We start from the raw sequence: 19,426 nt of genomic DNA, 5'->3' as shown, positions 1-19,426 counted from the left end.
TCTCCACGCGGCTCACTCCTGGGGGGCGTCCGGGCCCACGAGGCGCACGGCCTCGGGAGCGACCTTCAACAGGTCCGCCACCATCCGCACCACGCCGGGGAACTCATCCAGTTCGAAGCGGCCCGCCCACACCTTGCCCTGGGTGCCCGCCAGCAGGCCCCGGAAGGTGCGCCCGGCGATGCGCGCGGCGGCGAAGCGGTAGGCCTTGCCCTCCACCTGGAGCTGCGCCAGCAGCTCCAGGCTGCTGCGCGGCGGCACCAGCGCCTGCGGGCCGAACTTCTCGACAATCTCCACGAAGCGCACCGGCTCCGGGCCGGACGGCGCCTGGGAGGCCTTCGGCATCGGCTCGCCGAGCAGCGCGGACAGGTAGCCCGTCAGCGCGGCCCGCTCGCGGAACTCCGACAGCTCGATGACGTGCCCCGCGGCGGTGGCCAGCTCCTCCCCGCCCCGGATGGCCTGCGCGATGCGGAAGTTGCCCTGCCGGTCCGCCACCAGCTTCACCGCGAGCGCGCCCTCGCTCACGGACGTGGACAGCTCCAGCGACTGCGGATCCACGTCCGCGGACAGGCCCAGCAACTGGAGCTCTTCCGAGCGGCGCTGCAGGTGGAAGACGTGGTCGCTGAAGGTGTCCAGCAAGAGCGCCTGCATCTCCTCCGCCGCGTCGATGGCGGACAGCAGGATGGGCGTCATGCCCACCACCGTCGGCGGCGCGATGGGGATGAGCCGGTCACCCATCACCTGGAAGGTGATGTCGGTGATGAAGTCCTTGGTGATGGGGTTCACCAGGGACGCGGCCTCCAGGTCCAGCATCACCTCGACGCCGGACGGCTCCTCACGGACCTGGAGCCCCAGCTCACGCAGCCGAGCGGTATCCATCAGGCCCCTTTGAAGGTCTCGCGGGCGATGATGGTGCGCTGGATTTCGCTCGTGCCCTCGCCAATCTCACAGAGCTTGGCGTCACGCAGGTAGCGCTCCACCGGGAACTCGCGCGTGTAGCCGTAGCCGCCGTGGATCTGCACCGCCTTGTTGCAGCCGCGCATGGCCGCTTCCGACGCGAAGAGCTTGGCCATGGACGCGGCCTGCGAGTACGGCTGGCCCGCGTCCGCGAGCCGCGCCGCGCGGTGCACCAGCAGGCGCGCCGCCTCCAGCTCCGTCTTCATGTCCGCCATCATCCAGCGCAGGCCCTGGAACTCGCCGATGGGCTGGCCGAACGCGGTGCGGTCCTTGGAGTACGCCACCGACTCCTCCAGCGCGCCGCGCAGCAGGCCCACCGACAGTGCGCCGATGGTGATGCGGCCCTTGTCGAGGATCTTCAGCGTGTCGATGAAGCCGCGGTCGACCTCGCCCACGATGGCGTCGTCACCGACCTCCACGTTCTCGAGGATGAGCTCCGCCGTGTCCGACGAGCGCATGCCCAGCTTCCCGTGGATGGAGCGCTGGCTGAAGCCGGGGAGGCCCTTCTCCAGCACGAAGGCGGTGATGCCCTTCTGGCGCTTCTCCGGCGACGTGAGCGCCAGCACCACGAACACGTCACCCACCGTGCCCTGGGTGATGAACATCTTCGCGCCGTTGAGCACCCACTTGTTGCCCTTCTTCACGGCGGTGGTGCGCATGCCGGACGCGTCCGAGCCGGATCCCGGCTCGGTGAGGCCCCACGCGCCCAGGTACTCGCCGGTGGCGAGCTTGGGCAGGTAGCGCTGGTGCTGCGCCTTGTTGCCGAAGACGCGCACGTGGCTGGTGCCCAGGCCGTTGTGGCTGGCCACCGTGAGGGCGAGCGAGCCGTCGTAGCGGGCGATCTCCTCCACGGCCACCGCCACGGCGAGCGAGTCCATGGCCGCCCCGCCGTACTCCTCGGAGACGAGCATGCCCAGCACGCCCAACTGGCCCAGCTCCTTCACCACCTCCATGGGGAACTTCTCGTCCTTGTCCCACTCGCGCGCGTACGGCTTCACGCGGCGTTCGCAGAATTCACGGAGGGAGGCCTGGAGGGCGCGGTGGCTTTCAGGAAGTTCGAAGTCCATGGTCGGGTGCGGAATCTAGAGCGTGAGTGCTGGTGGGGAAACTTCAGACGGGGTGGACGCCGTGCTTCTTCTCCGCACGGGGCTGGAACCGGTCCGCATAAAGCGAATAACGCTGGAGCAATTCCCCGCGCAGGGAGTCGCCGGGAATCACGGCGTCGATGATGAGCTCGCTGGCCAGCTTGTAGATGTCCACGTCCTGCTTGTACTCGTCGCGCAGCTTCTGGACGTAGGCCGGCCGCTCGGCCTCCGGCAGCTCTTGAATCTTGTTGAAGTAGACGGCGTTCACCGCCGCCTCCGGGCCCATCACGGCGATCATCGCCTGGGGCAGCGCCAGCGTGGCCTCAGGGGCGAATCCAGGCCCGCTCATGGCGTAGAGGCCGGCGCCGTACGCCTTGCGCACCACCACACAGATGCGCGGCACGCTGGCCTCCGACACCGCGGAGATCATCTTCGCGCCCGCGCGGATGATGCCCGCGCGCTCCACCTTGGTGCCGATCATGAAGCCCGGCACGTCCGACAGATACAGCAGCGGGATGTTGAACGCGTCACACAGCCAGATGAACCGGGCCGCCTTGTCCGCGCTGTCCACGAAGAGCACGCCGCCCTTGTACTTGGGCTGGTTCGCGACGATGCCGACCGGACGGCCGCCAATGCGCGCGAGGCCGGTGATCAGCTCCTGCGCGAAGAGCTTCTTCACCTCGAACCAGCTGCCCTCGTCGATGAGCTCCGTGATGAGGGCGTGCATGTCGAACGGCTTGTTCTGATCCGGCGGGACGATCTCATCCACGCGCTTGCCGCTGTGCTTGGGGGCCTTCACCGGCACCTGGGGCGGGGCCTTGGCGAAGTTCTCCGGGAAGAAGGCCAGGTACTGCTTCGCCGCGGCGATGGCGTCCTGCTCCGTCTTCACCAGCACGTCGCCCACGCCGGACACGGAGCAGTGCATCTTCGCGCCGCCCATCTCCTCCAGCGTGACCTTCTCACCGATGACCATCTCCGCCATGCGCGGGCTGCCCAGGTACATGGAGGCGTTGCCCTCCACCATGATGACCAGGTCGCAGAACGCGGGGATGTACGCGCCGCCCGCGGCGGACGGGCCGAAGAGCAGGCAGATCTGCGGGACGAAGCCCGACAGGTGGACCTCGTTGTAGAAGATGCGGCCCGCGCCGCGGCGGCCGGGGAACATCTCCACCTGATCCGTGATGCGCGCACCCGCGCTGTCCACCAGGTACAAGAGGGGGCAGCGCTGCGCCCTCGCCGTCTCCTGGATGCGGAGGATCTTCTCCACCGTGCGCGCGCCCCAGCTGCCGGCCTTCACCGTGGAGTCGTTGGCCATGATGGCCACCGGGCGGCCATCGATGCGGCCCATGCCGGTGATGACGCCGTCGGAGGGCAGCTCCGGGTCCAGGTTGTTGGCGAGCTTGCCGTCCTCCACGAAGGAGTCCGCGTCCACGAGCAGGCGGATGCGTTCGCGCGCGAAGAGCTTGCCGGTCTCCGCGTTCTTCGCGTGGTACTTGGGCGCGCCGCCCTTCTCCACCTGGGCGATCTTCTCGAGCAGTGTCTGGTCTGAGGACATGGCCGCCGTCCCATACCAAGAATCCCCTGGCCTGGCTGCCTTCTTGCCAGCCGAAGCACCAGCCGTGCCGTCCAGCGGACGACGCAAGGGGCTACGACAGAGCGCTTCGGGGGATGGCGCCGGGGGGCACCCTGCCTACCTTCATGTCGCACGGGGGGTGTGCACCCAGGCGGGCCATGGCCGCCCCGTGAACGGCATCCGGACTTCGGACCAGGAGGGACCCATGTTCAGAGCGAAGAAGGCGACGTGGCAGGCGAAGGCTTTGGCCAAGAGCAAGCTGTACCGCCAGTTCCTGGCGCACCAACTGCTCGACCAGCTCCCCGAGTACGCGGACAAGGCGGGCAAGGTCGCCCGTAAGTCCTGGGACAACTTCGACGCGGACGACGCGCTGCGCTATGTGGGATTGACGACGTACAAGCCGGCGCGCTCGGGGATGGGCGGCCTGGGGGCGTTCCTGCTGGGCGCCGCCGCGGGCAGCATCGTGGCCCTGCTGATGGCCCCGAGCCGCGGCACGGAGCTGCGCACCACCGTCAAGGACAAGGCGATGGGCTACATCAACAAGCAGGGCGTGAACATCGGCGGCGAGAAGACCGCGAGCGCCTGAGCTTGATGTGATGGAAGCAGGCAGGGGCAGCACGGTCCGCGGGCAACCGCGGGCCTGCCGCCCCTGTCGCTTTCGAAGGGCCTAGCGGCCTTTATAGACAGGGGGACGCTTCTCCGCGAAGGCGCGGAGCCCTTCCAGCCGGTCCTCCGTCTTGAGCACCTCCTCGTACTTCTTGAGCTCCAGCGCCAGCGCGTCATCCAGCTCCAGGCCGGTGCCCTCGTCGATGGCGTGCTTCGCGGTGGCCACGGCCACGGGGGCGTTGTCCACGACGGCCTCCGCCAGTTGGAAGGCGACCTCCAGCAGGTGCCCTTCCGGGGCCAGCCGGTTCACCAGGCCGATGCTGAAGGCCTCCGCCGCGTTCACGCGCCGGGCGCTGAGGATGAGGTCCTTGGCGCGCCCCGGGCCAATGAGCCGCGAGAGCCGCTGCGTGCCGCCGCCGCCGGGGATGATGCCCAGCTTCACCTCCGTGAGGCCCATCTCCGTGGCGGGCGAGGCGATGCGCAGGTCGCACGCCAGGGCCAGCTCCGTGCCGCCGCCGAAGGCCGCGCCGTTGATGGCGGCGATGAAGACGCAGTCGCTCTTCTCGATGGCGCGCAGGGTGACGCGCAGGCCGTTGAGGAAGGCGCGCACCTCGTCCTCCGACATGGTGGTGCGCTCCTTCAGGTCCGCGCCCGCGCAGAAGGCCTTGTCGCCCGCGCCGGTGAGGATGACGGCGCGCACCGCGCGGCCGGAGGACACGCGGGCCACGAGCGCGTCCAGCTCCCGGTGCATCGCGCGGCTGATGGCGTTGCGGCGGCTCTCGCCGTCGATGGTCCAGATCTCGATGGCGCCGCGCGCGTCGACCTTGAACTCAGGCATCTTCGCTCCCCGTGACAGGCCGCGGTGGGCCCGCGTGAATGGCGCGCAGCCTGAAACCTGTTCCCCAGTCTGGCAAGCCGTAAACGGATAGGATTTCGCCCATGTCTTCGTGCCCAACGACGAACCGCCCGTGGCGGTGGCTGCCCGGACTGCTCACCGTCTCCACCCTGCTCGTGCTCGCCCTGCCCCTCGTGGCCCTGGCGCGCGGCGGCGGCGGCGAGCACTACACCTCCGGACGCGACCGGGGCGGGGGCGGCGGTGGGGGGGACGGCCTGCCCCTCTGGCTGATCTTCGACCTCCTCCGGATCCTCTTCCTGTATCCGAAGGTGACCATTCCCCTGCTCATCATCGGCGGCGGGCTCTACTGGCTCTACAAGCGCAACCTGCACCCGGACGCCACCACCCGGCGCGCGTTGGATCAGCGCGAGGCGGAGGCGCGCACGGAGGTGTCCGGCCGCGACGTGCAGGGCTGGGTGAACGCGCTGAAGCTCAAGGACCCGTCCTTCGAGCTGGAGCCCACGCTGGAGAAGGTGCGCTGGCTCTTCATCGAATTGCAGAAGTCGTGGTTCCGCCGGGACATGACGCCGGTGCGCCCCTTCCTGTCGGACGCGACGTGGCAGCGCTTCAACGTGCAGCTGGCGCTGATGCAGGCGCAGGGCGTGCGGGACGCGCTCGCGGACATGAAGGTGCTGGACGTACAGCTCATCGGCCTGCACCAGACGCAGTGGTACGACAGCATCCACGTGCGCGTGCGCGCCAGCATCCGCGACACGGACGTGCCCGCGAACCAGACGGATGCGCAGGCCATGGCCGCCGCCAGCAAGGTGGCCCCGGAGACGTTCACGGAGGTGTGGACCTTCGTGCGCAAGCCGGGCGCGCAGACGCGCATTGGCGAGGACCTGTTCCAGGGCAAGTGCCCCAACTGCGGCGCGCCCTACAAGGGCGGCGCGTCCAACACCTGCGAGTTCTGCAACGCGGTGGTGAACTCCGGCAACTACGACTGGACGCTCTCTGAAATCACCCAGGGCGTGGAGCACGTGCGCCACCACAAGCAGGTGGACGGCCTGATGCAGGCGCGCGAGGCGGACCCCGCGCTCAACCTGGAGATGCTGGAGGACCGCGCGTCGCTCCTGTTCTGGAAGTGGATCGACGCTCAGAGCCGCAACGAGACGCAGCGCCTGTCCAAGGTCGCCAACGCGGACGCCCTCACCAAGCTGGACGCGGAGCTGGGCCAGCTGGCGAAGCAGGGCCGCCGCCGCGTCTTCCTGGAGTGCGCCGTGGGCGCGGTGGACGTGAGAGCGCTGGAGGTGCACCCGGAGTCCTTCGACGAGGCCCAGGTGGAGATCCGCTGGAGCGCCCGCATGGGGATCGGCCCCGTGAACGAGAAGCCGCCGAGCCTGCCCACGGTGCCGCAGCGCTGGGTCTTCACGCTGGTGCGCCGCCACGGCGCGAAGACGAACACGGACACCGGTATGTCCACGGACCGCTGCCCGCAGTGCAATGCGCCCACGACGAACAGCGCGGCCAACACCTGCGAGTTCTGCGGCACGGTGCTGGGCAACGGCGAGCGGGACTGGGTGCTCGCGTCCGCCCTCCCCTTCGAGTCCTGGAACGTGCACCACGCGCGGCGGTCCACCGCGCAGGCGGAGCGCTACCAGCAGCGGCGCCAGGCCGAGCGCGGCACCATGGCGCCCCCGCCCGTGGGCATGGACGCGGGCGGTCGTGGCGACACCGACGGCGACCGGGTGGTGACGGACGTGAAGGAGCGCGAGCGGCTGCTCTACATGATGGCGTCCATCGCCGCCGCGGACGGCGAGGTCAGCAGCGCCGAGCGCCGCCTGCTCAAGCTGTGCGCGGAGCGCTGGAGCGTGTCGTGGGCCAACGTGGAGATGGCGCTCAACGCCGGGCCCCAGCTCTTCGAGCGCCTGGTGCCGCGCGGCAGCCCGGAGGCGGAGGTGTTCCTGCGCCACATCGTGGACATGGCGCTGGTGGACGGCCGCATCGACCGCAAGGAGCGGCGGATGCTGCAGATCGCCGCCCAGCACCTGGGGCTGGAGGAGCAGCTGACAGCGATGCTCGGGGACCGCTAGCCGTTACACGCGGTCCCCGGCAAGGGGCACGGCTCAGGTCTGCGCGCGGCGGGAAGCCTTCTTGTCCCGCTCGCCGAGCGCGGCCTGGAGGTACTTCCCCGCGAGCTTCCGGCCGATGAGCTCCTGGGCGATCTCCCCGGCCTCCACCAGCTTGTCCAGGTCGATGCCGGTGTCCACGCCCATGCCGTGCAGCATGAACACCGCGTCCTCCGACGCCAGGTTGCCCGCGGCGCCCGGCGCGTAGGGGCAGCCACCCAACCCGCCGATGCTCGCGTCGAACGTGGTGACGCCCGCGGACAGGCCCACCAGCGCGTTGGCCAGCGCGGTGCCGCGCGTGTCGTGCAGATGCAGCGCCAGCGTGTCCACCGGCATGTGCTGGAGCAGCGCGCCCAGGATTTCCTCCGTCTGGCGGGGCGTGCCCACGCCAATCGTGTCGCCCAGGCTGAGCTGGTAGATGCCCGCGTCCACCAGCTGGCGGCAGATGTCCACCACGCGCTCCACCGGGACGTGGCCCTCGTAGGGGCAGCCCCACACGGTGGACAGGTAGCCCCGCACGCGCATGCCGGCCTTGCGGGCGGCGGCCGTCACTTCCTTCGCGCCGGCCAGGGCCTCCGCGATGGTCTTGTTGATGTTCTTCTTGGAGTGGGCTTCCGACGCGGAGATGAACACCGCGGCCTCCTCCAGGCCCGCCGCCTGCGCGCGCTCCAGGCCCTTGAGGTTGGGCACCAGCGCGGAGAAGACGACGCCGGGGCGGCGGCCCACCAGCTTGAGCAGCTCCTCCGCGTCCGCCAGCTGGGGGATCCACTTGGGTGACACGAACGACGTCACCTCGATGCGCTTCTCCCCCGCGGCGACCAGGGCGTTGATGAGGCGCGCCTTGTCGCGGGTGGGCAGCGTGCGGAGCTCGTTCTGCAGGCCGTCGCGGGGGCCGACCTCGTACACGTCGACCCGGCGGGGCAGTTGCCCCAGCAGGCCGACCCGCGTTCGCGATGTCTCTTTCGGATCCACTGGACGTGTCCCGGGCCGGTCAACCGCGCCCGGCTCCCACGATGAGGTCGGTCGACTCGGGTGTCATCGGCCCGGACTCCAGGCCGCCGTGCACCCACTCCACCGAAAAGCCCGTGCTTTCCAACAGCCGTTTCAGTTCCGCAAGAGGATAGTAACGAAGCGCGTACGCCGCTCGCAGGACACGTCCATCCGGAAGTGTCAGCTGACGCTGGCCGACATCGCGGCCACGCGTCGCGTCGAAGCGGCTCTCCTCCTCCAGGAGACTCCCATCCGGTAACCGCTCGCGGAACGACGCGCCCGGACTTCCGGCCAGCCGCTCGAACGGAACCGTCTGGAACACCAACCGTCCGCCGGGCCGCAGCACCCGCGACACCTCGCGCAGCACCTGGACGTGCTCCGCGTCGCTGAAGGCGAAGAGTGTCGAATACCAGGCGTATGCGCCCCCCAGGGACGCGTCCTGGAAGGGCAGCGCCCGCAGGTCGCCCCGCACCACGGGAAAGCCGGGGCGGCGCAGGCGCAGGGACAGCGGATCCAGCTCCAGCCCCACCACCCTGCCAGCGAGCGCGCCCTGCGTGTTGAGCCGCGCCGCGTGCCGGCCGTGGCCGCAGCCCAGGTCCACCACCGGCCCCTCCACGTCCGCGAACGCCCGGGACAGGTACTCCACTTCCCGGGCCGTCACCGCCTCGGAGAGGAACGGCAGCGTGCTGCGCAGGTACAGCTCCCCGAAGAAGTCGTCGCCCACGGCCGTGCGCGCCTCAGCGCTTGAGGGCGGGCAGCTTCTCGCGCAGGCGGCGCACGGCTTCGTCCAGCACGCCTTCCGTCTTGCAGAAGGCGAAGCGCGCGAAGCGCTGGCCCAGGTGCCGGTGCTCCGGGCCGTAGAAGACACTGGGCGGGATGCCCGCCACGCCCACCTCCGTCACCAGGTGGCGGCAGAAGGACACGTCGTCCGCGAAGCCGTAGCCGGTGACGTCCGCGAGGATGAAGTAGCTGCCCTCCGGGGAGAACGCCTGGAGCCCCGCCGCGCGCAGGCCCGTGAGCAGCCGCTCGCGCTTGGCGGTGTAGAGCGCCGTGAGGTCCTGGAAGTAGCTGTCCGGCAGCCGCAGCGCCACGGCCATGGCGGCCTGGAACGGCGACGCGGTGGCGAAGGTGACGAACTGGTGCGCGCGCTGCACGGCGTCCCTCAGCGGCGGCGGCGCGATGATCCAGCCGATCTTCCACCCCGTCAGGCTGAAGGACTTGCCCGCGCTGCTCACCGTCACCGTGCGGTCCGCGAGCACCGGCACCGTGGCGGCGCGGAGGTGGCGCGCGGGCGCGAAGACGATGTGCTCGTAGACTTCATCCGCCAGCACCTTCACGTCGTGCTCGGCGCAGAGGTTGCCCAGGAACTCCAGCTCCTCGCGGGTGAAGACCTTGCCCGTGGGGTTGTGCGGCGAGTTGAGGATGAGCAGACGCGTCTTCGGACCGAAGGCGGCGCGCACCTCGTCGCGGTCGAACCACCACGTGGTGTGCGTCGCGTCCGGCGGGCGCAGGGGGACGTAGCGCGGCGTGGCGCCCACGAAGGCGATGTTGGCGTCGTACGAGTCGTAGAACGGCTCGAAGGCCACCACCTCGTCGCCGGGGTCCACCAGGCCCAGGATGACGTCGAGGATGGCCTCCGTCGCGCCGCTCGTCACCGTGACCATGGTGTCGGGGTCCACGGCGTGGCCGTAGAAGCGCTGCGCGTGCTCCGCGATGGCGTTGCGCAGGTCCTTCGCGCCCACGCCGGGGGCGTACTGGTTGACGCCGCCCTGGATGGCCTTCCAGGCGGCTTCCTTGATGGCATCCGGCCCGTCGAAGTCCGGGAAGCCCTGCCCCAGGTTCACGGCCTGGTGCTTCAGCGCCAGCGCGCTGAACTCGGAGAAGACGGTGGTGCCGAAGCGGGAGACGCGTTGCGCGAGCACGGGCCGGGGCGACATGGGTCAGGCCTCTGAAAAAGGCCAGCGCACGTCCTCCCCGGATCCCGGGGCGACCGGCTGGCGGTTCAGGGCCGGACGATAGCGTCCACGGGCACGGAACGCGCGCCCTGTTCCACCGCGCGCTGCCGGGCGGCCCGGGACAGGGCCAGCGCCAGCCCCGTCACCACCAGCACCAGGGGCACCGCGCACACCAGGTCGATGGCGTAGTGGAACCGCCCCGCCAGCGTCGCGAAGATGAGCCCCATGCCGGGCAGGAGCATCACCCAGAAGAACCGCCGGGCGAACCGGAACGCGTAGATGAGCACCACCAGCATCACCCCGGTGTGCCCGGACGGGAAGCAGTCCCGGGTGTACGCCGGCGTGCGCATCATCGACTCCAGGAGCGGCGTGAGGATCCACCCCTGGGTGGCCGGCCCATCGAACGCGCCGATGAGGAAGTACCGGGGCCCCACCGCCGGCACCAGTGAGTACGCCGCGTAGTTGAAGCCCAGGAGCAGGCCCAGCCCCAGCAGGTACTCGTCGAAGCCGGGCGTGGCCCCCCTGCCCCGGGCGTACAGGTAGATGCCCAGGAGCAGCGGCCACATGAAGTGCCCGTAGTAGCAGAGCATCAGGATGTCGTTGGCCCACGGCGGGATGACGTGCGACAGCGCCACCGAGATCTGGAAGCCGAACAGCCGCTGATCCACCGCGACGAGCTGGGCGTCCTTCACCAGCGGGTTGACCCAATCCACGATGGGGCCCAGCCAGCCGTGCGCCAGCGCCGACACCGGCAGGAGCCAGAAGTCCGCCACGATGGCGATGAGCGGCTGGCGCGGGAAGCGCGCCTCCAGCATGCGCAGGGCCGGCAGGCCCAGGGCGAAGAAGAGGAAGCAGAGCGCGTTGCGGCCCGAGTGGGGCACCCACCGGGCCGGGCCCACGCACGCCAGGGCGGCCAGCGAGCAGGCCACCATGAGGACGAGGTCCACCTGCCGGAAGCGCACGAGCGCTTCGTCCGACGACGCCACGGCGGGCCGCACACGGCCTTCGCTGAATGACCAGATGCTCACGCCGATTTGCGCTCCCCCGGCGACTCGGCCGGCAGCTCGCCGGCCTCCCCGAGATTGAGGCTCCGCACCACCGCGCCCGTCTCCGGCGCCACCGCGGACCGCCGCCCCTTCCACCGCTCCAGCAGCGCCAGCATGGCTGGAAAGAACACCGTCGTCCCCAGGAAGGTGCTCACCACCCCAAGTAGGGCAATCTGCCCGATGCTGCGCAAGCCCTGGTGGTTCGCCACGAGGAGCGCTCCGTAGCCCGCCGCGTTGGACAGGGTGGCCACCACCGCCGCGAAGCCGGTGTTGCGCACGACCCGGCCCAGCGACCCGGGGCCCTCTTCCTCGTACCGGTGGAACAGGTGCACCGAGTTGTCCACGGCGATGGCCAGGAGGTTGGGCAGCACCACCGCGTTGATGAAGTTGAGCTGGACGTCGAAGAGGTACATGCCGCCCGCCAGGCACGTCATGCCCAGGAACAGCGGGCCCGCCACCAGGAGCGCGCGCTTGAAGCTGCGCAGGCTGGCGAGGATGACCAGGAACACCACCACCGCCGCGGACCAGAGGATGAACGGCCCGTCCCCGCGCACCAGCGCGAAGATGCGCGCCGCGATGCGGTTGCTGTCCAGCACTGCCAGGTCGATGCCCTTCGCCTTCGCCCCGGCCACCACCTCATCCAGCTGCGTGGCCCAGCGGTTCAGGTCCTGCGTGTCGTAGTTGGACACGGACGGGAACAGCAGGAGGAACATGCCCTTGCCGTCCAGCGCCTCGAAGCGGCGGCGCGCCTCCACCGGAAGCTCTTCCAGCCCGTAGGGCTTCGCGTCCACCAGTTCCCGCAGGTCCTTCACGCGCGGGTCCTCCTGGGCGGACTTCGGCAGCCCGTCCAGCAGCGTCCGGATGCGGCCCAGCTCCGCCGCGTGGCCCGCCACGTCGGACGGCACCAGGTCGCTCAGCGACGCGGTGCGAAGGAACACGGAGTTGGCGCCGTTCTTCGCCTTCACCTGGGCGATGACGGCCTCCACCTCGCGCACCTGCTCCAGCGTGTCCACGGAGAGGATGGCGGGGTTGAGCGGCGCGCCGATCTGCTCCGTGATGTGGTCATCCAGCCGCGACGCCGGCGAGTCACCCTTCAGGTTGCGCAGGTTGGTCTCGAAGCCCAGCCGGGGCGCGATGCCCACCGAGTACGCCGCGAAGCCCACCACCGACAGCGCCACCGCGACGATGACGCCCGTGGGCCAGCGCCGCCACTCCTTCGCGGGAGCCGGAGCCGGGGCCTGCTCCACGGCGGGCGCGGAGGCCGCGACAGCGCCGTCACGGCGGTACGGGCGGATCCGCTCCGCGATGGCGAGCAGCGACGGGCCCAGCGCGTACGCGGACAGCACCGCCATCAGCACGCCAATGCCCGCGAGCAGGCCGAACTGCTGGAAGGCGTGGAACTGCGCCAGCACCAGCACGAAGAACGCCGCCGCGTTGGTGAAGGCGGACGTGAGCGCCCCGCTGAAGGTGCCGCGCACCGCCGCCGTCAGCGCCTCCTTCACGCCGTGCTGCTCGCGCTCCTCCCAGTAGCGCATGGCCAGGTGGACGCCGTACTCGATGCCCAGGCCGATGAGGATGGCGACGAGGAAGCCCGTCACGATGTTGAGGTGACCGATGGCGCCCTGCGCGAACGCGAACGTCAGCACCAGCCCCACCACCACCGGCACGCCCACCACCGCCAGCGCGGAGATGCGCCGGGTGGCCAGCAGGATGAGCCCCACGGCGATGAGCGCGGACAGCATGCCCGCGTTGGACAGGTCGCGGCGCATCACCGCGTCCTCTTCGATGCGGTTCTGGAAGTTGCCCGTCGCCTCCAGCGTCACGCCCGGGTACTTCTCCGCCGCGAGCTTCCGGCCCGCGTCGAACACCGTGGCCACGAAGTCCCGCGCGAACGCCAGGTCCCCCGCCGTCCCCGACGGCTTGATCATCAGGTAGACCTCGGTGCCCTCCTTGTTCGCCAGCGTCTCCGGCAGCGCCGAGGAGTCCGGGGTGTGCTTCTTCGCGATGGCCTCGAAGGTGGGCGGCGCCTCCTCCGCGCCCAGGTCCACGAAGAGGGGGCTGGCGCGCTCCTTCTCGTAGAGGACGCGGGCCTCCAGGTCCTTCCTCAAGGAGGCGACCTCCGCCGTGGGCAGCAAGAGCAGCCCGTGGCGGCGGAAGAAGGCCACGTCATAGTGGTGCTCGACGTAGCGAACCGTGGGCAGCGCCTCCAGGCGCTTCTGAAGTTCCGTGGCGTAGGACTTGAGGGCCTCCGGGGTCCCCCCCTTGGCCATGATGACGAGGTACCCGTCCCCGCCCGCCTTCTCTGACACGCGTGTCAGATCGCGAACCTCGGGGGCACCCTCCGGGAGGAGCTCCACGAACGAGCCGCGGAACTCCAGGCGCGAGGCGAAGACGCCCGCGGCGGCCGTCACCAGGGCGACAGCGAGCAGCACCTGCCAGGGGCGCGACATCGCTGCCTGGATGAAGCCCTCGAACCACCGCTGCCGTCGTGCTTGGGACACCGTCTGCTCCTCTGATGCTGGCCGCCGAAGCAATAAGCCGGCCATGATCCAGGCCCCCGGAACAGACGGCCCCTCCGCACCCATTCCCCATGTGAACCTGTGTGTGCCCTGGGTGCTGGAGCATCCACTGGCGAACACGGGCTCGGAGGCGCGGCGTGCCACCAATGGGGCATGACTGTCAAGGCGCGCCCTGACACGGATGCCCCACATGGCGAGCGATGGAACCGTCCCCGCCTTGACAGTGTGGATTTCCCTCTTTATTGACCCCCTCGCGTCGTCCCCCCTGGGTGTTCACGCGGCCGGGCAATCCGAACCTGGAACGCGCCCTGCACATGGAAAGCGGCTCGGATCACACCCCCCGACGCGTAAGAAAGACCACCATGAGCGACGTGTTCGACAAGTGCCGTACCTGGAAGGACTACCGCATCGCCAAGGCCACGGGGTTGTACCCGTACTTCCGGGCCATCGAGGCGTCGCACGGCGCCACGGAGGTGGAGATCGAGGGGCGCCGGGTCATCATGGTGGGCTCGAACAACTACCTGGGCCTGTCCGCGGATCCGCGCGTGAAGGAAGCGGCCATCAAGGCCACGGAGAAGTTCGGCACCACCTGCTCCGGCTCGCGCCTGCTCAACGGCACGCTGGCGCTGCACGAGGAGCTGGAGGCGCGGCTGGCGAAGTTCCTCAACCGCGAGTCCGCCATCGTCATCTCCACCGGCTTCCAGACGAACCTGGCGCTGGCGTCCATCCTGGGCCGTCACGACATCGTGTTCAGCGACCGCGCGAACCACGCGTCGCTGGTGGACGGCGTGCGCCTGTCGTTCGCGACGGAGCGCAAGTTCCGCCACAACGACATGGATCACCTGGAGCAGCTCCTGGCCGCGGCGGAGCCGGGCGCCGGGAAGATCATCGTCACGGACGGCGTGTTTTCCATGGAGGGCGACGTCTGCAACCTGCCCCGCATCGTGGAGCTGTCCAAGCAGTACAACGCCCGCGTGATGACGGATGACGCCCACGCCATGGGCGTGCTGGGCGAGATGGGCCGGGGCACCTCCGAGTACTTCGGCCTGGAGAAGGACGTGGACCTAGTGATGGGCACGTTCTCCAAGAGCTTCGCGTCGCTGGGCGGCGTGCTCGCGGGTCCGTTCGACGTCATCAACTACATCCGCCACAAGGCCCGCTCGGTCATCTTCTCCGCGTCCATGACGCCCGCGTCCATCGCGGCGGCGCTCAAGGCGACGGAGATCATCGAGGCGGAGCCGCAGCGCCGCGCGCGCCTCTTGGACATCGCGGAGAAGATGCACAACGGCTTCCGCGCCATGGGCTTCGACACGGGCGTGTCGGTGACGCCGGTGGTGCCGGTGCACATTGGCGACCAGGTGAAGTGCTTCCGCTTCTGGCGCGCGCTGCACGAGGCGGGCGTGTTCGCCAACCCCGTCATTCCGCCGGCGGTGGAGGCGGGCCACGCGCTCATCCGCACCAGCTACATGGCCACGCACACGGACGCGCAGCTGGACCAGGTGCTGGACACCTTCGAGAAGATCGGCCGCAAGCTCAACGTCATCCCGGAGACGCGTCCCACGGTGTACGAGCCGGTGAAGATCGCCCGGCCGGGCAGCGCGGTGCGCAGCAACAAGGCGAGCGAGACGTGGGCGGCGGGCAGCGCGGGCCTGCTCGCGGACAAGGGCTTCTCCCTGGATCAGCTGTCGCGGATGTCGTCGCGGGAGATGGCCGGGAAGTTCTTCGACGCGGTGGAGCAGCTCACCTGGCGCGCGGCGAACCTCCAGCCGGAGGACCTGCGGCGGCTGGGCGGCGCGCCCAAGAAGCTGTGGGAGAAGCGCAGCGAGCTGGGCGGCGTGCTCCTGGAGAAGGGCGCCCAGCTCTTCATGCGCAACGGCAGCGACGGTTCCGGCGGCGGCGACCAGGCCGAAAGGAACTGAGCCTCCCTCATGGCCCACCCCGCCAAGCACACCGACGCAGCCTCCTCCCCGACCCCCACCATGCCCTCCGACGTGCAGGTGACTCCCGTGCGCGGCGCGGCGGACCGGACGGCGTTCATCCGGCTGCCGTACTCGCTCTACCGTGACGATCCGAACTGGGTCCCGCCGCTGGAGATGGAGCGCCGCGACTTCCTGGATCCGAAGAAGAACCCCTTCTTCGACTACGCGGAGGTGGAGCTGTTCCTCGCCCGCCGCGGGCAGGACGTGGTGGGCCGGGTGGCGGCCATCAAGAACCCGCGCCACATGGAGTTCCACGGCACGAAGGAGGGCTTCTTCGGCCTCTTCGAGTGCGTGAACGACGCGGGCGTGGCGCGGGGCCTGCTGGACGCGGCCGGCGCGTGGCTGAAGGCACGCGGCATCGACACCGTGCTGGGGCCGGCCAACTTCTCCTCCAACCAGGACTGGGGCCTGCTCGTGGAGGGCTACGAGAGCCCTCCCGCGCTGATGATGCCCTACAACCCGGCGTACTACGCGGGCCTGCTGGAGACGTGCGGCTTCACCAAGGCGAAGGACCTGTGGGCGTGGGAGCTGTCGTCGTCCACGCCTCCGCCGGAGAAGGTGGCGCGCATCGCGGAGAAGATCCGCCAGCGCGAGGGCATCACCGTGCGCGCGGTGAACCTGAAGGACTTCCCCGCCGAGGTCGCCCGCATCAAGGAGATCTACAACGCGGCCTGGGAGAAGAACTGGGGCTTCATCCCCTTCACCGACCGCGAGTTCGACCACATGGCCAAGGAGATGAAGGCCATCGTGCGCCCGGAGCTGCTGCTCATCGCGGAGGTGAAGGGTGAGCCCGTCGCCTTCTCCATGACGCTGCCGGACGCCAACCCGGCGTTCCAGGCGGCCAAGGGGCGGCTCACGACGTTCGGCCTGCCCATTGGCCTGGTGAAGCTGGTGCTGGCGTCGCGCAAGCTCAAGCGGCTGCGCCTGCTCACGCTGGGCATCAAGGAGGGCTACCGGCGCCGCGGCCTGGACGCCATCCTCTACCTGGACACCCTGCGCACCGCGAAGGAGCTGGGGTACACGGGCGGCGAGATTTCGTGGACGCTGGAGGACAACCACCTGGTCAACCGCGCCATCGAGTCCATGGGCGGCCAGCGCTCCAAGACGTACCGCGTGTTCCAGCGGCCGGCGTGACGGCGTCGTCCTGAAACACTTCCGCCCGGGCGCTGTGGCACCCGGGCGGAAGGTAAAGCATGGTTTGTCGGACGCCCTGCCCTACTTGGCCTGCGGCGCCGCGCCCGTGCCGCCGGCGGCGGACTCGTTCACGGAGGCCGCGCTGGTGTTGGCGTTCTCCTTCTCCAGCTGGGCGCGCTTGGACTTCAGCGTCGACAGCAGGCCGTCGAAGCCCTTGGTGGAGAGGATCTTCTTGAACTGGCCGCTGTACGTATCCACGAGCGAGACCTCGTCGGTGACGACGTCGTAGATGCGCCAGTCGGCCTTGGCCGAGGCCTTGTAGAGCTTGTAGTCGACCGGCACCTGGTCCGTCTTCACGGTGAGCTGCGTGTCGACCTTGGCCTCGTCCCCCTGCACGCTCTCCTTGCCGTACTTCACGTCCGCCTTCGCCTGGCCGATGGCCTTCTGGGCGTACGAGGCGCGCAGCAGCCCCGTCATGGTGTCGGTGAACTCCTTCTGCTGGGCGGGGGTGAGGCCCTTCCAGGCCTTCTCACCCAGGGCGCGCCTGGCGAGCTCCTGGAAGTCGACGAAGGACTCCACGACGGTGGCCAGGGACTGCACGGTGGCGCCGGGGGCGTTGGCCGCCTTCTGCACGGCGGCGTTGCCGTTCTTCACCACGTTGAGCGGGCTCACGGGAGCGGCGGCGAGCAGCGTGGCGGCAAGCAGGGAAGCAATCATAGGGATGAAGCTCCGGGTTGAAGGTCAGGTGTGACGACACCTGTGAAGACTGGAAGCCTGAAAGGGTTATTCATCCCCGCCTGGGACGGCACCCGTGACGCGGGCCAGTGAGGCCAGCCCCACTCGCACGTCATGCCAGCTCTTGCCCCGCTCCGCGGAGGCCTGCGCCAGCGCGGTGAAGGCGTCCACCAGCTCGCGGGTGTCGCCGGTGCCCAGGTCGAAGGCGGCGTAGGCGGCGGTGGCCCAGCGCTTCGCGTTCCGCTCCGCCTCCGTGAAGGACTTCGCGCGCGCGTAGGCCGCGGCGAGCTGGCTCTGCACCTGCGTCACCTCCAGCCGGATGCCGGCCTTGAGCGTCAGCTCCTGCGCGTGCATCTTGTCCAGCTCCGCGCGGGCCTGCTCCAACTGCGCGTCCTTGATGGGGATGTCGAAGGTGCCGCGGATGACCAGGCCCAGGCCCGCGGTGCGGTCGTTGAACGGGTCGTACGCGAAGGGGCTGCGCTGGCGCGTGGCGCTGCTCGTCCAGCGCACGTCGTAGTAACCCGCGAGTCCCAGGTCCGGGTAGTAGCTGCGCTCGCGGATGATGACCTCCTGCTCGCGCGCGATGATGCCCGCGGCGATGGCCTTCAGCTCAGGACGGCGCTCGTTGGCCTGCTTCAGCGCGGTCTCCAGGTCGGGCACCGTCACGTCGCCCTGCAGCGGCAGGTCCTCCTCCGCCACCTCCACCTGCTCGTCCGGCGCCGCGTTGGCGAGCAGCCGGATGGCGGTGAGCGCGAACTGCTCGCCCTGCACGGCGGTGGCGCGCTGCGACTCCACCAGCTGACGGAAGTACCCGAGCTTGTACGTGTCCGTCTTGGACACCTGATCCGAGTCCTCCTTGAGGAGCGCGTCGATCTTGTCGCCCGCGTCCTTGAGGCGCTTGGACACGTCCTCCAGCTGCTTCAGGCCGGCCCGCGCCAGCTGGTAGCCGTAGTACGCCTGCGCGGCCTGGAAGCCGGCTTCCGCGCGCGCTCGCTCGCGCAGCGCCGCGCCCACGATGGGGCCCTGCTCGCCGGCCTTCTCCAGGGCGGACAGCTTGCCGAAGGTGTAGAGCGGCAGCACCGCGTTGCCGGTGGAGAACACCGTCACGCCCACCTTGCCGAAGTTCCAGTCGCCCTCCAGCGACGCCTCCGTGGTGGGCGGTCCGCCCAGGCCGTCGTTGCGCGCCTCGGGGACGGGGCCGCCCGCGCCCAGGGTGATCTCGAAGCGGGGGAACCAGGCCCAGCGGGCCTGATCATGGAGCGCCTGGAACTTGCGCAGCTCCGCGGTGGCCTCCGCCACGCGCGCGTCCTGCGTGCGCGCCCGCGCCACCAGCTGGGGCAAGGTGATGGGCCCCTTCAGGGGCTTCGTGGACTGGGCGGTCCCCGGGGCCTGGGCCTCTTCCGGAGCGCCCCGGGGGGTACCGGGGGTGAGGTCGCCCCGAGCGCCGTCCCCCGAGCCGGGGGCGATGGGTGACGTGCCCAGGTCCTGGGCGCCCGGGGTGGCGGACGCCGGCTTGGGCGTGCCGGTGGTGGCGCCCTGGGCGGCGTTGCCCGGCGCGGCGGCCGGACCGGGGTTCACGGCGCTGGGGCCCGGCAGCGGCGCGCGCGTGCCCGGGGTGGGGTTGGCGGCGGACGTCCCGGTGCCGGTCGGCCCGGGAGAAGGAGTGGAGCCGGGCGAGGGCGTGGGGACGGTGCCGGGCGACAGGGTGCCGGGCGTGACGGTCGAGGTTCCCGGAGCCCCCGTGCCTGGGGCGTTCGAAGGCCCCGGCGTGGGCGCGATCTGCGCGCCCGCGGCGCCACCGGTGAGCATCATTGCCACTGCGACGACCCTACCGACTTCTCTGCCCATGCTGTGGTCCGCCTCGTGTGCGAGCGGGCATATCCGGA

The 19,426-nt window shown here is 70.0% G+C and carries 15 protein-coding genes; 4 read left to right on the top strand and 11 right to left on the bottom strand.

Annotated features, from left to right (window positions below):
- Positions 1–12: 12 nt before the first annotated feature.
- Genes JYK02_RS00335 through JYK02_RS00325 form a run of 3 tightly spaced genes read right to left on the bottom strand, consistent with a single transcriptional unit; the run spans position 13 to position 3,594 of the window.
- Positions 13–876 (bottom strand): hypothetical protein, encoded by an 864-nt coding sequence (locus tag JYK02_RS00335; RefSeq protein WP_207047856.1) that lies wholly within the window; start codon positions 874–876, stop codon positions 13–15.
- Entirely contained in the window at positions 876–2,021 is a 1,146-nt protein-coding gene (locus JYK02_RS00330) for an acyl-CoA dehydrogenase family protein (RefSeq protein WP_207047855.1), read from the bottom strand. Before JYK02_RS00330 ends, JYK02_RS00335 begins: the two co-directional genes overlap by 1 nt.
- Before the next feature lie 43 nt (positions 2,022–2,064).
- A complete protein-coding gene (locus JYK02_RS00325) occupies positions 2,065–3,594 on the bottom strand; it encodes an acyl-CoA carboxylase subunit beta (RefSeq protein WP_207047854.1) in 1,530 nt (509 codons plus the stop codon).
- A 223-nt stretch (positions 3,595–3,817) separates the two neighbouring features.
- Here JYK02_RS00325 and JYK02_RS00320 point away from each other — a divergent pair, with 223 nt between their 5' ends.
- Positions 3,818–4,198, top strand: a complete 381-nt coding sequence (locus JYK02_RS00320) for a YtxH domain-containing protein (RefSeq protein WP_207047853.1) — start codon at positions 3,818–3,820, stop codon at positions 4,196–4,198.
- Between the two features lie 81 nt (positions 4,199–4,279).
- Here the strand turns inward: JYK02_RS00320 and JYK02_RS00315 are convergent, their stop codons facing one another.
- Entirely contained in the window at positions 4,280–5,056 is a 777-nt protein-coding gene (locus JYK02_RS00315; RefSeq protein ID WP_207047852.1) for an enoyl-CoA hydratase-related protein, read from the bottom strand.
- A 101-nt stretch (positions 5,057–5,157) separates the two neighbouring features.
- Between JYK02_RS00315 and JYK02_RS00310 the strand changes: the two genes are divergently transcribed.
- The gene (locus JYK02_RS00310; RefSeq protein ID WP_207047851.1) at positions 5,158–7,146 is read left to right on the top strand and encodes a TIM44-like domain-containing protein; all 1,989 of its coding nucleotides are present in this window, start codon (positions 5,158–5,160) and stop codon (positions 7,144–7,146) included.
- Positions 7,147–7,179: 33 nt separating this feature from the next.
- Here the strand turns inward: JYK02_RS00310 and JYK02_RS00305 are convergent, their stop codons facing one another.
- The 5 genes from JYK02_RS00305 to JYK02_RS00285 form a co-directional block, all read right to left on the bottom strand.
- Entirely contained in the window at positions 7,180–8,154 is a 975-nt protein-coding gene (locus tag JYK02_RS00305; RefSeq protein ID WP_207047850.1) for a hydroxymethylglutaryl-CoA lyase, read from the bottom strand.
- Positions 8,155–8,173: 19 nt separating this feature from the next.
- Positions 8,174–8,896: a methyltransferase domain-containing protein gene (locus tag JYK02_RS00300; RefSeq protein WP_207047849.1), complete on the bottom strand. Its 723-nt coding sequence runs from the start codon at positions 8,894–8,896 to the stop codon at positions 8,174–8,176.
- A 13-nt stretch (positions 8,897–8,909) separates the two neighbouring features.
- Positions 8,910–10,109: an aminotransferase class I/II-fold pyridoxal phosphate-dependent enzyme gene (locus JYK02_RS00295; protein ID WP_207047848.1), complete on the bottom strand. Its 1,200-nt coding sequence runs from the start codon at positions 10,107–10,109 to the stop codon at positions 8,910–8,912.
- A 65-nt stretch (positions 10,110–10,174) separates the two neighbouring features.
- A complete protein-coding gene (locus JYK02_RS00290) occupies positions 10,175–11,155 on the bottom strand; it encodes a phosphatase PAP2 family protein (RefSeq protein WP_207047847.1) in 981 nt (326 codons plus the stop codon).
- Positions 11,152–13,623 carry an efflux RND transporter permease subunit gene (locus tag JYK02_RS00285; RefSeq protein ID WP_207047879.1) on the bottom strand — a complete coding sequence of 824 codons (2,472 nt, stop codon included), beginning with the start codon at positions 13,621–13,623 and terminating at the stop codon, positions 11,152–11,154. Before JYK02_RS00285 ends, JYK02_RS00290 begins: the two co-directional genes overlap by 4 nt.
- Positions 13,624–14,054: 431 nt before the next feature.
- On the opposite strand from JYK02_RS00285, the gene JYK02_RS00280 reads away from it, so the two are divergent.
- Complete coding sequence (locus JYK02_RS00280; protein ID WP_207047846.1) at positions 14,055–15,611, top strand: aminotransferase class I/II-fold pyridoxal phosphate-dependent enzyme; 1,557 nt, start codon at positions 14,055–14,057, stop codon at positions 15,609–15,611.
- 9 nt (positions 15,612–15,620) lie between these two features.
- The gene (locus JYK02_RS00275) at positions 15,621–16,805 is read left to right on the top strand and encodes an N-acetyltransferase (protein WP_207047845.1); all 1,185 of its coding nucleotides are present in this window, start codon (positions 15,621–15,623) and stop codon (positions 16,803–16,805) included.
- 81 nt (positions 16,806–16,886) lie between these two features.
- On the opposite strand, the gene JYK02_RS00270 is transcribed toward JYK02_RS00275, so the two are convergent.
- Together JYK02_RS00270 and JYK02_RS00265 are read right to left on the bottom strand one after the other, a co-directional pair.
- Positions 16,887–17,522 carry an MlaC/ttg2D family ABC transporter substrate-binding protein gene (locus tag JYK02_RS00270; protein ID WP_207047844.1) on the bottom strand — a complete coding sequence of 212 codons (636 nt, stop codon included), beginning with the start codon at positions 17,520–17,522 and terminating at the stop codon, positions 16,887–16,889.
- A 66-nt stretch (positions 17,523–17,588) separates the two neighbouring features.
- Positions 17,589–19,388, bottom strand: a complete 1,800-nt coding sequence (locus JYK02_RS00265) for a TolC family protein (RefSeq protein ID WP_207047843.1) — start codon at positions 19,386–19,388, stop codon at positions 17,589–17,591.
- Positions 19,389–19,426: the final 38 nt, after the last annotated feature.

This window comes from Corallococcus macrosporus (genome assembly GCF_017302985.1).
GTDB lineage: Bacteria > Myxococcota > Myxococcia > Myxococcales > Myxococcaceae > Corallococcus > Corallococcus macrosporus_A.
This window is presented reverse-complemented; position numbering and strand designations above follow the sequence as displayed.